This is a genomic window from Leptospira tipperaryensis (genome assembly GCF_001729245.1).
In the GTDB taxonomy this organism is placed as follows: Bacteria; Spirochaetota; Leptospiria; order Leptospirales; family Leptospiraceae; genus Leptospira; species Leptospira tipperaryensis.
The window spans coordinates 1,189,786-1,202,200 of the sequence record NZ_CP015217.1; the positions used below are offsets into that span (position 1 = coordinate 1,189,786).

Consider the following 12,415-nt stretch of genomic DNA (forward strand, 5'->3'; position numbering starts at 1 on the left):
TCTCTCGAAGGAAATAACTGCTCGGAAGTAACGACGTATGAAACGAAAAGTCATCGGAATATTCTTAAATTTGATCTTTCCACCCTTTGGTTTTTATTATTTAAAAGACCGTCTGTTTTTTTGGATCTTCTACGGATATACTTTGTTTGCGGGGTTGCTCGTTTCCGTTTTTACTTATATCCTTTTTGAAAACCGTTCGGGGAAAGCTGCGTTATTCTTTCTTGTCTTCGCCCTTTTGACAAATTGGGGGATTCTCATTTTTGCGAGTCTCGTTTCCGAAGCAAAAAAGTTATCTTTGAGTTCCGGGCGTTTTCCTTCTCCGTATTGGTTTTTGCCGGTGAGCGTTCTTTTTCTTTTGTTTTTCGGAATCGCAACCGACGAACTTGTAAAAGACAGAATTCTAAAAGGAAAGGTTCAACTTTCCTCCGGAATGATTCCGAGCGTAAACGTGAATGATTTTTTCTATATTACGGAATTGTTTTATAAGAAAGAGTTAAAACGAGGCGATATCGTAGCTTTTCGAAACGAAGAATCAGGACGTCAGTCGCTTGGTAGAATCGTAGGTCTTCCCGGAGAAAGTATTTCGGTCGTCGAGGAAAGGACGACGGATCGTTTCGAAGTGACTCGAATCCTTGTGAACGGAGAAAAAATTCCGCAAGAAAGATCGGAAAAGAGAAGCGGAGACTTTCGCTCCGGCTTGGATTCGCAGGAACGAATCGTCCTGATAGAAGCCCTCGGAGATCGTCTCGTTCCGATTTTGGAATCAAAATCCAATTCGGGCCTAGTCTACTTTTCGAAGGTGAAACTCGCTGAAGACGAGCTCTTTCTCGTGGGAGACAACCGAGACGGTTCCATCGATTCAAGAATGCTCGGTCCGATTCGTTTTGATCAGTTGATCGGAAAATTCGCTTTTACGTATTTATCTTCCAATCAAGACAAGGTCCCCACGAAAATCTGCGAGGGAGATCAGGATTATTTTTGCTCCGTAAAACGATTTTATAAAATTCTAATGCTTGGAAATATTCGCTGGAGTTATTTAGGTTTTGATAATGCAGCGGTGAAAAAGTGAATTAGTATTTTTGAATATTCTCTCTTAAAAAAGATTTTTTAGAAACAAAAAAGATTTTTGTAGGAGTTCCGACGAGCCAGGCTTTTTAGAAAAAGGCTTGCAAACGGGCTTTAAGTCCGTTTGCGTTAAAATCACGGAAAAAACCGCCTCCACAAGATTCTTAAAAAGAAAAACTTTAGAGGGAAGGACGTTTTTTTTAAGATCAATGGATCTTATAGATCTGTAAAAAGTCCACGCTCCGAACGCTGGTTCCCGGAGCGCCGGAAAGAATCACAACCTTGTCCCCCGGAAAAAGAAACTCGTCTTCTTTGAGTTTTTGATTCATATAAGCGATCATATCTTCGAGCCTTGTGAAGAACGGCATCACAAAAGGAATCACACCTCTGTAGAGTTTCATCTTTCTCGCCGTAGTTGGAAACGGAGTAAAGGAATAGATCGGAACCTTCGGTCTCATCTCCGAAGTGATCAAAGCGGAGTAACCGCTTCTCGTAAAGTTAACGATCGCCTTTGCATGAATCCCGTGCGCGATTTCTCTCGCGGCGTTTCCAAGCGCGGTCCTTTCCGATTCCAAAAACGTCTTCTTGATGTTCCAATGAATCTCATAGATATGATCGATGGTTTCGGTTTCTTGAATGATCTTTGCCATGATCTCCACGGATTCGACGGGGTAGTGGCCGCTCGCGGATTCCGCTGACAACATCACAGCGTCCGTTCCATCCATCACCGCGTTTGCAACGTCGCTTGCTTCCGCGCGTGTCGGTCTTGGATTTTCTATCATCGATTCCAACATCTGAGTCGCGGTGATTACGGGTTTGCCGGCTTGGTTGAGTTTGTAGATCAATTCTTTTTGAAGAATCGGAACTTTCTCCGTTTCGATCTCAACGCCGAGATCTCCTCTCGCGATCATGATTCCGTCAGCGCGTTCTATGATCTCGTCTATGTTTCCGATCGCTTCGGGTCTTTCGATTTTTGCGATGAGGCCCGTGTAAGTTCCTTCCAGAAGAGATCTGGCTAATTCCAGATCGGCTCCGGTTCGAACAAAGCTGAGAGCAACGTAGTCCACGCCCAATGCGAGTGCAAACTTGAGATCGTCTATGTCCTTTTCGGATAACGCGGGCGCGGAGATCGGAGTTCCCGGAAGATTGATTCCTTTGTTGCTCCAGAGAATTCCTCCCACGATCACTTTTAACATAGCGGAGTCCGAAGTTTTGGAAATGACTTTGAGAACGAGCTTCCCGTCATCGATGAGAATCTTGTCTCCTTCTTTGATGTCGTGGATCAGATTCGGATACGTACAACCGATTGTCTCCTCGTCTCCTTGGAGTTCCGCGTCGGGGACAATTTTGATTTCCTGGTCCTTATGGAGTAGAATGGAGTTGAGTTTTAATTTTCCAGTTCTGATTTTTGGGCCTTGGAGATCGGCCATGATTCCGAGTGGAAACCCGGATATTTGCTCACATTTTCGAAGAGTTTCGTAAACTCTTTTATGCGATTCATGAGTTCCGTGTGAAAAGTTCATTCGCGCGATGTCCATTCCGGCCTTGAGAATGGAGAATATGGTCTCTTCCGAAGAGGAAGCCGGGCCGATGGTGCAAACGATTTTGGTTTTTTTCCCGTTTAGGGTTTTCATGAACGGCAATTGTAAAGAAATGCCTTCCCTTGTTCCAGCGAATATTTCCTCTTTACGAACGGAAAGACGAAAATAGAATGAACCAAAAATAGGCGTCCTCTCCTTGGAGAAGCAGTTAGAACGAATTGGTTTGGTTTATCATCCGGATTATAACATGGATCTGGGTCCCCACGTATTTCCGGCAAGGAAATACCAGATGGTTTATAATCTCGTAAAACAAGATCCTAAACTCGCGGATCTCTATGTTCACAAACCGGGTCCGGCCAAAGATAAAGAATTGGCTCTGGTCCATACAAAAGAATTCTTAAAAGATTTTTTTTCTCTCAAACTCACAGAAAGAACTCAGTACTCCGAACTTCCTCTTACAAAACAAATCGTCCAAAGTTTTGTGCTCGCGGTCGGAGGAACGATTCTCGCTATGGAACTCACTCGAAAGTATAGATTTGTCTATCATATCGGCGGTGGATTTCACCACAGTATGCCCGATCGTGCGGAAGGTTTTTGTTATCTGAACGACGCCGCGATCGCAGGCAAATTATTTCTAAAAGAACATCCCGGTAAAAAAGTTCTCTTTATCGATCTGGATCTACATCAAGGAAACGGGAATTCTGTGGTCTTTCAAAACGATCCGAACGTGTTTACGTTTTCCATGCACCAGGAAAACCTCTATCCCAAAAAAGAAAAGTCCGGAATGGACATAGCCCTTGCGGAAGGAACCGATGATAAAAAGTATCACGACCTTTTGGAAGAATCTCTAAACAAAATTTCTTCTTCCTTTCAACCGGATCTTATCTTTTATATCGCGGGCGCGGATCCTTTTGAAGGAGATTCTTTAGGAGATCTTAAACTTACCTTCCAAGGTTTGAGAAAGAGAGATAAGATCGTCAAAGACTTCGCACTTCGCGTCAATGCTCCTACCGTGATTCTTCCTGCCGGCGGATACGCAAAGGACTTCCACGATACGGTGACGATTCACTACAATACGATCAAGGTATTTGCGGCCGATTAACGTTATGGGAATCTTCTCCGATTCGGATAAAAATAAGGGCAATCCCGGTTTTTTGGACGGTCAAGAACTCGGGATGATCGACATCTCCCGCGAATTTCAGACTTCTCTTGGAATCGAAAACAGTCTCTTCAATCGATTTACCATCGAAGAAGTAAGAGTCATGATGGAAGAAGCGGGAATGTTTCGGATTCTTGAGGCGAGAGGATATTCCGATTTTCAGATTACCCTAGACGGGATTTCCGATATGGACAATCGGATTTACATCAAAGATCCCTCGGGCGGGATCTTGGTTCACATGCGTTTAAAATTTTCAGACTTTCAGTTTAAAAAGCTGGATCAATCCTACAAGCTCGTTTATATTGACTGGCTCCTGACTCAGAACCTAAAAGCAAAAACGATGAATGTTAAAAAGAAGCTCCATCAAGGTCAAGAATATCCTGGCCTCAGCGTGATGAACGAGATCACCGGTTTTATTCGAATCCTTGCTACTAAAATGGGTGCATACGGAGCTTTTAATATTCCGGAATACTTTCACGATGCGGTTCTATTTCACAAATCGTTTCAGTTTGTGGATCCGGAGAAAGAAGGAAAGTTTCGTGCGATCCTTCAGTCTTTTAGCAGGACCAACTTGAGAGAACTCAGCAACGAAATTCACGGGGAAAAAATCTGTGATTCCGCAACCGGAGACGTTTATATCTGGAAGTATGGAGAGATGGTCTCTTGCATCAATACTTATCTTGAATCGACGCTTTTCGACGAAGAATATTATAAAAAAGTGAAAAAGATTGTTTCAGGGACCCATTACATAAGGAAAGTCTAATATGGCAGAATTTTCCCTAAGACCGGAAATTATCATTCTCGACGACGATAGAGACGTTGGCGAGACGCTGGAGCTCATTCTTACAAAGCTGGGTTACCAGAGCGTATTTTTTGATTCCGTAGAACAGGGAAAACAGTATTTCGAAAAGGAACTCAATCCGATCGTCTTTCTGGATATTCACATGCCCGGAAACAGCGGACTCGAAATACTTCCTTACTTTAAGAATTTAGAATCTAAAACTCAGGTCATCATGATGACCGGAGAACGCGACATCAACAATGTAGTAACTTCCTTGACCAACAAGGCGAGTGACTTTCTTCTCAAACCATTCTCCATCCAGACCGTGCAGATCGCGATTCAAAGGGCTTATGATTATTATACGATCCTAAAGGATAAGGATCTAAGAGACGAAGTGATCATGAGAGACCTTCGCCTGGCTTCCAGGGTTCAGGGAAAAATTTTTTCCATCCCGGATCTTTCTCCGTTTCGTGTCGAAGCGGACATCACTCCCGTTTCTTTTGTGAGCGGAGATTTTAACGTAATTCTTAAAAAAGAAAAATCAATTCTACTTCTTTTGGGGGACGTGGAGGATCACGGAGTCACTTCGGGTTTGATCGCTCTTTTGATGACAACCCTGGCGCGGGAAGAATTTAAGAATTCCGATAACCCTTCGGAGATTCTTAGAAAGATGAATTTCGAACTCTGTTTGAATATCGGAACTCATAGTATGACGGCGGCTTGTGTGATTCTTTTTCCGGAAGAGAAAAAACTCGTCTATGCGAGGGGCGGGCATCCGTTTCCGGTTCATTTTCATAAGGAAGGTTTTTCTTTTCTGAAAGAAAGATCGGGACAACTTATGGGAATTTTGGAAAACGTTGAATTTCCAAGTCATGAGGTCTTGGTAAGTTCGGGCGATGTCATCTTTCTTTTTACGGACGGGATCATCAATAATCTCAGCCATCCTCTGATTTCAGAGTTGGACCAAATCCACAAATCCGGTCAGGATACAATGAAGAGAATGAAAAATTCTCTCGATACCTATGTTCGTTCCGCGATTCCTGCGAGAGAATACAGAGACGATGCCTCGTATATCCTGTTGGAAATTCCTTGAACCGTTTTGATTTTTTTTTCGAATTTAGAAAGTGTGATTCGTGTTTTTCTAAAAATTTGAAAAGTAGGAACTCATACTTTTACGGAAGTTTATCCTTTGTCGGACCAAATATTCGGTGGAAATTTCGGTTTACTTCAGCGGGGGATGTTCCAAGGCGCGGTTTGGTTTGGTTCGATATCGATCAATCTTCTTCTTGAAACTGATAGAGTTCTTTCGGTAAGTCTTTCATTTCTACGTAAGGGAATGTTCCTTTTCGAATATTAAAAAAAATGAATTCAGGCAAACTAAAAAAGGCGGATTGAAATCCCTTTTGCAGACGTTCTCCCTTGTCGAGTGGAAGACTGAAGATTCCAGCCGCGGTCAAGCCCACTCCGGCGGAAAAATTTACGATTCCATAGAGAGGTCGTGCCCAGAAGACGTCGTCCGTAAAAAGAGGAAAAAAATGATCTTCTCGATTGGATTTATAAAGCGAGGAAGTTTGTGTAAAGGATTCTTTTAAGAGTGTTTTGAGTCCGGGTTTGTTTCTTAAAACCTCTTCGAGTTTTTTTCTCCGATACGAAAGAAAGATCGTATCACCGGAGTTTTTCCACCGTTTGGAAACGGAGTAGGAAGCGTAAAAAGGAATGAGCGAAGGCGAAAGTAGAAGTTTGATTTTTTCTCCCGGAAAGGATTGTTCCTTTGTATCAAAATTGGTTTGAACACTCCGTAGAATTTCAGTCGTACAATTCTCGGAAAGAAGATGAAACGGATAGAGTTTTTTCAAACGAGAGTGATATTCCGATTCTCTTTCTCTGGAAATTTTCGAATATTCCCGGAGCTTAGAATTTTCCGGAAGAAACATCGGAATCAAAAAATAATTTTCTCTTTGTGGAATGAGTTTTCCCGCGGCCATTCTGACTGGAATCGCATTGGCAAGGCCTTCCTGGAGTTCGAAAGCACGATTGGTCGCGTCTTCCCAGATCTGATATTCTTTTTCCGTAATGGAGTTTAGATTGGAAATTTTTTCTCGAGCCAAAGAGACGATCGAAGAAGTTTCTCCGCTGATATGCCGTACCGCTTCTTGATCTCGCGCGGCTTCTTTGTAGATCAACGGAGAATCTTCCGGAAAACTGGAAAGAAAAATCGGAAAACCCGATTCTAAACTTTGTTGAATCGCCTGCATCCTTCCAAGAGCGACTAACGCGCTAAACGCCCAACCCGGATCTTTTTCCTCCAGGATTTGCAAGAGAGATTCTTTTTGTCTTTGAAAGAAAGTTTTTAAGAGTTCGATTTCTTTTTCGGAAAGAGCTTTTTTCGGATCGTCGATCAGAAGTTCAGAGTTTAAACCCCATTCTTCTTTTAGAATCTGACAGAGTAAAATCCCTTCGAGTGTATCACGGATTTTTAAATACGGTCCTTGCGAAAAAAAAGGAAACCGATCCGCGGCCATTCTTTCCGGCAGGGAAGGAAAACGAACTTCGGAAAGTCCGTTCTCCGAAGAAAGAACTTCTTCTTTGAGGCGATTCTCCAATTCAAAAAGAAAAAGTTTTCCGAATCGGGATTCCAATTCTTTTTTTAGATCCTTTGTAATTTTAGAATTTTGTTTATTCGTAAAGTAGGCAGTCGCTCGAAGTCCGATTTTTTTTTCCGGAGAATTCAATTCCTCGAAGAACTTAGATTCTTTTTTGAGAATTTCCCAGTTCTGCAAGTGTTTGAACTGAACGAGATAAAGGTGGTTGAGTCCGGATTCTAAGATTGAAATTTCTTTCGAGTTCCAATCCAGTCGAGTGAGGACGCTCGTTCGATTGGAAAGAATATTATAACTGAATGCGAAGTCATCGTAAGATTCTCTCACAAGATGAAATATATCGTCCGGAAAATATTGGTAGTGATAGACTTTGTTCCCGACTCGGATTCCGGTATGTCCTCCGCTCGATTGTCCGGTGTTTGCGTCTACGTAAATAAAGTCGGCTGTGGTGGGCGTGGAACGAAGCCCCGCCGGAAAGAGCAGGGCTATCGACAAGAGGAAAAAAAATCTCAGAGCTGAGTAAATCCTTTTTGGATGGATTCTACGATTTCAGGTTTGGATGTTCCTAATCCTTGCACGAAGGTTTGAAATCTTTCGTCGCTCACTCCGGCTTTTTTCAACCCGCTTCCGATTCCGAGATACGTTACGCGCAACGACTTCCAGTTTGTTAGTCCGTTTTGAAGAGCGAGGGTCGTGAGATCGTTTTTGAATTCGATTTCTTGAAATCCGTTTTCTACGTGCATCGCAGTAAGATCGCGAACGTCTTTTAAATAAGCTTTTTCTTTTTTCTCATCGTCGCTTGAAGAAGAAGAGAAGATGGAACTTACGGAACCGGAGATCGCTTTGATCGAACCGGAAAGACTTTGTAAAGAATCCGAGGACTTGCTGAGTGAGTTGATTCCTGCAGAAATCGATTCAGAAATAAAACAGTGATTGAAGCTGAGTATGAAAAGGCCTAATACCAATGCCATAAGTTGTTTTTGAGTGCGTTTCATCAGATTGGAGTCTCCGTGTGGTTTGTTTTTTCGGTTGGAATTTTATCCGGGATTGAATTCCAGTCAAACAACTTTTCCCGTTTGTAAAATTACAGATCCGAACGCGGGGAGTTTCAATTTGAGAATTCCTGTTTTTGGAGAAAACTCGAGCGACTCCGGAACCTTCCCCGTCCAGAAATCGGGAAACTGCTTTTGTTTGGTCGCGAAGGGAGCTTGGATTTCGATCGTGTTTTCTTCTTCGGTCGGATTCCAAATTCCTAAAAAGCCTGCCGGATTATAAAGAGCCGGAGGAAATAGACCGGAAGTGATTCCTACTGGAATCGGAGTTTTGCTTCTGCACTTCGCTCCGAGTTCCAAGGTTTTTTTCAAAAGAGAAAGTCTTTCTTCTCCGATCAAGGCGAGGTCGTCGCTCACAAGAATCATTCCTCCGCTCACAGCCATCACGCTCGCCATGAACTGAGTCTGAGCGGGAGTCATCTGATTTTTACTTTCTCTTACGAGAAGACAATCCGGATCGTTGTACCATAAATTTCTGTGCATGGACGCCCGCGTAATGTCGTTGATCAGGGCTCTTTCTGTGCAGAGTGCGTGTTTGTCTTTGATAATAATTCTTTTCTTTTCTCTTCCCCAGAAAGGAGCTACGTCGCAACTGATTCTCATCGCGTCAAAAAGTCCGATCGAAGGATAGATCGGCGCACCACATCCTAAAAGAAAGACGTCCTTGCCTACGACCTTTCTGATAAAACGAATCGTGTCCGCATAACGTTTGTGAGGCGAGACTCCTCGATCATACGTCCATCCCGGGAGCAAGGCAGCGAACAAAAAATCCAATTTGAGATAAGGATATCCTTGTTCTTTTACAAGAGTTCGAAACACGTTTTCTAAGAAGTCGCGTGAAGTCGGGTGGGTGACGTCGATACAATATGTGTAGTCCATTCCCCAGACCGGATTCCAGAGAGCAGGGACGGGTTTTCCGTCTCGGTCTTTTAATACTGCTTCCGGATACTTTTGAAAGAATTCGGATTTTTTCCGTACCAAAAAGGGAGCGAGCCAAAGTCCGGGAGTGAGTTTTTCTCTTCGGATTTCTTCCGCTAAAAGACGCATTCCTCCGGGGAATTTGTCGTTCGTGGTAAGCCAGTCTCCGATTTCTTTTTGATAACCGTCGTCGATTTGGAAGAATTGAATCGGAAGTTTTTTCTCCTTCACGAGCGCCAGATTCTTCAAGATGATCTTTTCCGAAATTTTGGTGTAGTAGTGATACCAAGAACACCATCCGGTAGGAACCTGAGTCGAAGAGAGTTTTACTTTATGAGCTTTTCCTAATTCGCTAAAATACTTTTTGAGATAGGCTTCCGGGCTCGTTGAAAAACGAACAACGCTGATCGGAGTCAGAGAAAGTTTATTTCCTCTGAAATCTTCGTAACGATAAAAATCGTAGATCAAAGAAACTCCCGAAGATGGAAACCAGGATTTTTTCTTTTCGTCTTCGAGTTCCTGTTTTCTTTCCGCAGAAAGCGCTCGGAACTTGATTCCTTGATCTCCGGGCCCGGTTGCGCCCGCGAAATAATGCGGATCCTTGGAAGAGGATACGAGAAGAATCATTCCTTCGCTGTGCCAGTCGCCGCTCACTCCGGAATGTTTTGTGTAGATATTCTCCTCCGTGTATTGAAGAAATTCGAGACGAGGGGATTCGTCGATTTCGCTCAGAGAATGAACTCCGGTAAGACTCCAAGACTGATATCCGTGCTGAAAGATTTTAGGTTCGGTAAGCGAATGCGGAGGAAGTTCGATTTCCAAGGTGAGAATTTCGGTTCCCGCTTTGGGACGGAGTTCTCCGATCCATTCGAGAGTCGGTTTGTAAACGCTGTTCTTTCCCGTTTTTTTATAACCGAGGGCAAGGGAGAAGTTTCCGCAATCGCTCTTGCTCTTCAGTTCTTTTCCTGAAAATTCAAAAGAGGAAACGAAGGTGTCTTCATAGACTTTGTAGTTTAATATGGCTCTCATTTTTGTTGTTCTATCGCTTTCAGCTCGCCTTTTGTTTTTTTAAGAGGGAACTTTTCTAAAATTCCAGCGGCCTTGTTTTGTATTTTTGGTTCCCGAAACCACGCGGTACGGATTATTATGAAATTATGCCTCCAAAACGTTCAACTATAAAACCGGAGCTTTTTCCCGGGGATCTGACACAAAAAAGATTCGAAGAATATCTGGCCGACGATCGTTTGGCCGTCGACTGCGAGATGATGGGACTCAATCCGAGAAGAGACAGACTCTGCGTGGTTCAGATCTGCGATTCTTCCAATAACGTGAGTTTGGTTCAGATTCTTCCGGATCAAAAAGAAGCTCCGCATCTCAAGTCCTTATTCGAAAATCCCGAGATCGTAAAAATTTTTCACTTCGCAAGAATGGATACTCTCTTCCTTCGTTATCGTTTAGGAATCGCGATGCAAAATGTTTTTTGCACGAAGATCGCGAGTAAACTTGCGAGGACATATACGGACAAACACGGACTCAAAGATCTCATCCGGGAATTTTATGACGAGACCTTGGACAAAAAGAATCAATCCTCCGACTGGGGTAAAAAAATTCTTACCAAAGACCAAGTGGACTACGCAAGCGGCGACGTGAAGTATCTGATTTCTCTCGAACAAAAGCTCACTGAAATTCTCGTGAGGGAAGGAAGAGAATCTTTGGCAAGAGACGCGTTTCGTTGTCTTCCCGTATTCAACCAGATCGATTGGCTTGAGATGCCCGCGCTTTTCGAACATTGAAAAAGAAACTCACTCGAAACTTTGTCTGTCAGTCTTGTGGTCAGGACTACGCTCGCTGGGCCGGAAAGTGCGAGTCCTGCGGAAACTGGAATACGATCGTGGAAGAGGTTGGCGGGGAAAGATTCGCCGCTTCGAACGGAAATTCTCAGAAGAATAAATCGTATAAGGAACCCATTTCTCTCGATAAGGTGGAAGAAGAATCTCTCAAAAGAATGGGAACGGGTTTGAAAGAACTCGATCTCGTTTTGGGAGGAGGACTCGTTCCCGGTTCCTTAACCTTGATCGGTGGAGAACCCGGAGTCGGGAAGTCCACGTTGGTTCTGGAAGTTTCCCGCAATCTGACAAGCTCTAACAAAAAAGTTCTTTATATTTCGGGAGAAGAATCTCCGGCTCAGATTCGGATGCGCGCCGAAAGAATGGGGATTCGTTCTTCGAATCTCTTTCTTACTTCGGAAACCTACGCCGAAAATATTTCGGCGATGATCGAAGGAGAAAGACCCGCCGTTGTTTTTGTGGATTCGATTCAGACGATCGCGAGAGAAGCCCTTCCGAACCAAGCGGGAACCGTTACACAACTCAGAGAATGTACTCAAGTGTTGCTTGAGACCGCGAAGAGATCGGGGATTCCGATTTTGATGACGGGTCATATCACAAAGGAAGGTGCGATCGCGGGTCCGAAAGTTTTAGAACATCTCGTGGACACGGTTCTTTATTTTGAAGGAGATCGTCTCAATTACTATCGTTTGTTGCGCGCTGTGAAAAATCGTTTCGGCGCGGTCGGAGATCTAGCGATCTTTGAAATGTTTTCCGGTGGTCTCAGAGAAGTCGGAGATCGAAATCAGGTTTTTATCAGCACGGGAGCCGAAGAGAGAAGCGGTTCCGTAATCAGCGCCGTTCTAGAAGGGAGCCGCGCTTTGACCGTGGAAGTCCAAGCTCTCGTGAGCAAGTCCGGTTTTTCACAAGCGAGAAGAATGGCGGAAGGTCCGGATACGCGCCGTTTGATTTTACTCGCGGCCGTGATTGAAAAGTATCTCAAACTTAAATTAGGAGAATGTGATATATTCAGCAATCTCGCGGGAGGCCTCGACGCAGACGAACCCGCGCTCGATCTTGCGATCTGCACTTCGATCATCTCGAGTTATCTCGATCAACCTCTTCCGAAAGGAACCTGTGTTTTGGGAGAAGTGGGTCTTTCCGGTGAAGTCCGGAGTATCGGCCAGGCGAGTTTAAGAATCAAGGAACTCGCCGGTGTCGGTATGAAGAAGGTGATCGTTCCCGAAGGAAACGTAAGCGAGATCGATAAGAGTCTGGACATTCAAATCCAAGGGATTCGTTCCTTAAACGATTTGCGTTCTCTATTCCCCGGTGCGAATTGACTTCCCTGTGAGAGAAGCTTTGTAATGAAGGCGGATTTTGCCGAGCATCTTTGATGCGGACTTGAAGTCCGATTTCAAGTAAAAAAAAATCAAGGTTCGTTTGTCGTAATTACTACAAACGAACGATCTG

10 protein-coding genes are annotated in these 12,415 nt (G+C 43.8%); 6 read left to right on the forward strand and 4 right to left on the reverse strand.

The genetic code is table 11. The annotated features are described in order from the left end of the window. The first annotated feature begins 37 nt into the window (after positions 1-37). The gene (gene lepB, locus A0128_RS05700) at positions 38-1,069 is read left to right on the forward strand and encodes a signal peptidase I (RefSeq protein WP_069606622.1); all 1,032 of its coding nucleotides are present in this window, start codon (positions 38-40) and stop codon (positions 1,067-1,069) included. Positions 1,070-1,271: 202 nt separating this feature from the next. On the opposite strand, the gene pyk is transcribed toward lepB, so the two are convergent. Further along, a complete protein-coding gene (pyk, locus tag A0128_RS05705; protein ID WP_069606623.1) occupies positions 1,272-2,699 on the reverse strand; it encodes a pyruvate kinase in 1,428 nt (475 codons plus the stop codon). Positions 2,700-2,802: 103 nt separating this feature from the next. Here pyk and A0128_RS05710 point away from each other — a divergent pair, with 103 nt between their 5' ends. The 3 genes from A0128_RS05710 to A0128_RS05720 are packed head-to-tail and all read left to right on the forward strand — an operon-like array spanning position 2,803 to position 5,639. After that, a complete protein-coding gene (locus tag A0128_RS05710) occupies positions 2,803-3,708 on the forward strand; it encodes a histone deacetylase family protein (RefSeq protein WP_156781778.1) in 906 nt (301 codons plus the stop codon). Positions 3,709-3,712: 4 nt separating this feature from the next. Continuing rightward, positions 3,713-4,528, forward strand: coding sequence for a hypothetical protein (locus A0128_RS05715; protein WP_069606624.1), 816 nt, complete (start codon positions 3,713-3,715; stop codon positions 4,526-4,528). 1 nt (position 4,529) lies between these two features. Then, positions 4,530-5,639 (forward strand): SpoIIE family protein phosphatase, encoded by a 1,110-nt coding sequence (locus A0128_RS05720; protein WP_069606625.1) that lies wholly within the window; start codon positions 4,530-4,532, stop codon positions 5,637-5,639. Between the two features lie 181 nt (positions 5,640-5,820). Here A0128_RS05720 and A0128_RS05730 read toward each other — a convergent pair whose 3' ends face one another. From A0128_RS05730 to A0128_RS05740, 3 genes are all read right to left on the reverse strand, one after another. Beyond that, positions 5,821-7,635 (reverse strand): hypothetical protein, encoded by a 1,815-nt coding sequence (locus tag A0128_RS05730; protein ID WP_245667231.1) that lies wholly within the window; start codon positions 7,633-7,635, stop codon positions 5,821-5,823. A gap of 20 nt (positions 7,636-7,655) precedes the next feature. Beyond that, entirely contained in the window at positions 7,656-8,141 is a 486-nt protein-coding gene (locus A0128_RS05735) for a putative lipoprotein (RefSeq protein WP_069606627.1), read from the reverse strand. 63 nt (positions 8,142-8,204) lie between these two features. Continuing rightward, positions 8,205-10,145 carry a glycoside hydrolase family 36 protein gene (locus A0128_RS05740; protein ID WP_069606628.1) on the reverse strand — a complete coding sequence of 647 codons (1,941 nt, stop codon included), beginning with the start codon at positions 10,143-10,145 and terminating at the stop codon, positions 8,205-8,207. Between the two features lie 125 nt (positions 10,146-10,270). On the opposite strand from A0128_RS05740, the gene A0128_RS05745 reads away from it, so the two are divergent. Continuing rightward, positions 10,271-10,909 (forward strand): ribonuclease D, encoded by a 639-nt coding sequence (locus A0128_RS05745; protein WP_069606629.1) that lies wholly within the window; start codon positions 10,271-10,273, stop codon positions 10,907-10,909. Then, positions 10,906-12,285: a DNA repair protein RadA gene (gene radA / locus A0128_RS05750; RefSeq protein WP_069606630.1), complete on the forward strand. Its 1,380-nt coding sequence runs from the start codon at positions 10,906-10,908 to the stop codon at positions 12,283-12,285. Before A0128_RS05745 ends, radA begins: the two co-directional genes overlap by 4 nt. Positions 12,286-12,415 lie beyond the last annotated feature (130 nt).

Coding starts and splice junctions, on each gene's coding strand:
- pyk (WP_069606623.1), bottom strand. CDS start 2,699: ATGAAAACCCTAAACGGGAAAAAAACCAAAATCGTTTGCACCATCGGC.
- A0128_RS05735 (WP_069606627.1), bottom strand. CDS start 8,141: ATGAAACGCACTCAAAAACAACTTATGGCATTGGTATTAGGCCTTTTC.
- A0128_RS05715 (WP_069606624.1), top strand. CDS start 3,713: ATGGGAATCTTCTCCGATTCGGATAAAAATAAGGGCAATCCCGGTTTT.
- lepB (WP_069606622.1), top strand. CDS start 38: ATGAAACGAAAAGTCATCGGAATATTCTTAAATTTGATCTTTCCACCC.
- A0128_RS05720 (WP_069606625.1), top strand. CDS start 4,530: ATGGCAGAATTTTCCCTAAGACCGGAAATTATCATTCTCGACGACGAT.
- A0128_RS05740 (WP_069606628.1), bottom strand. CDS start 10,145: ATGAGAGCCATATTAAACTACAAAGTCTATGAAGACACCTTCGTTTCC.
- A0128_RS05745 (WP_069606629.1), top strand. CDS start 10,271: ATGCCTCCAAAACGTTCAACTATAAAACCGGAGCTTTTTCCCGGGGAT.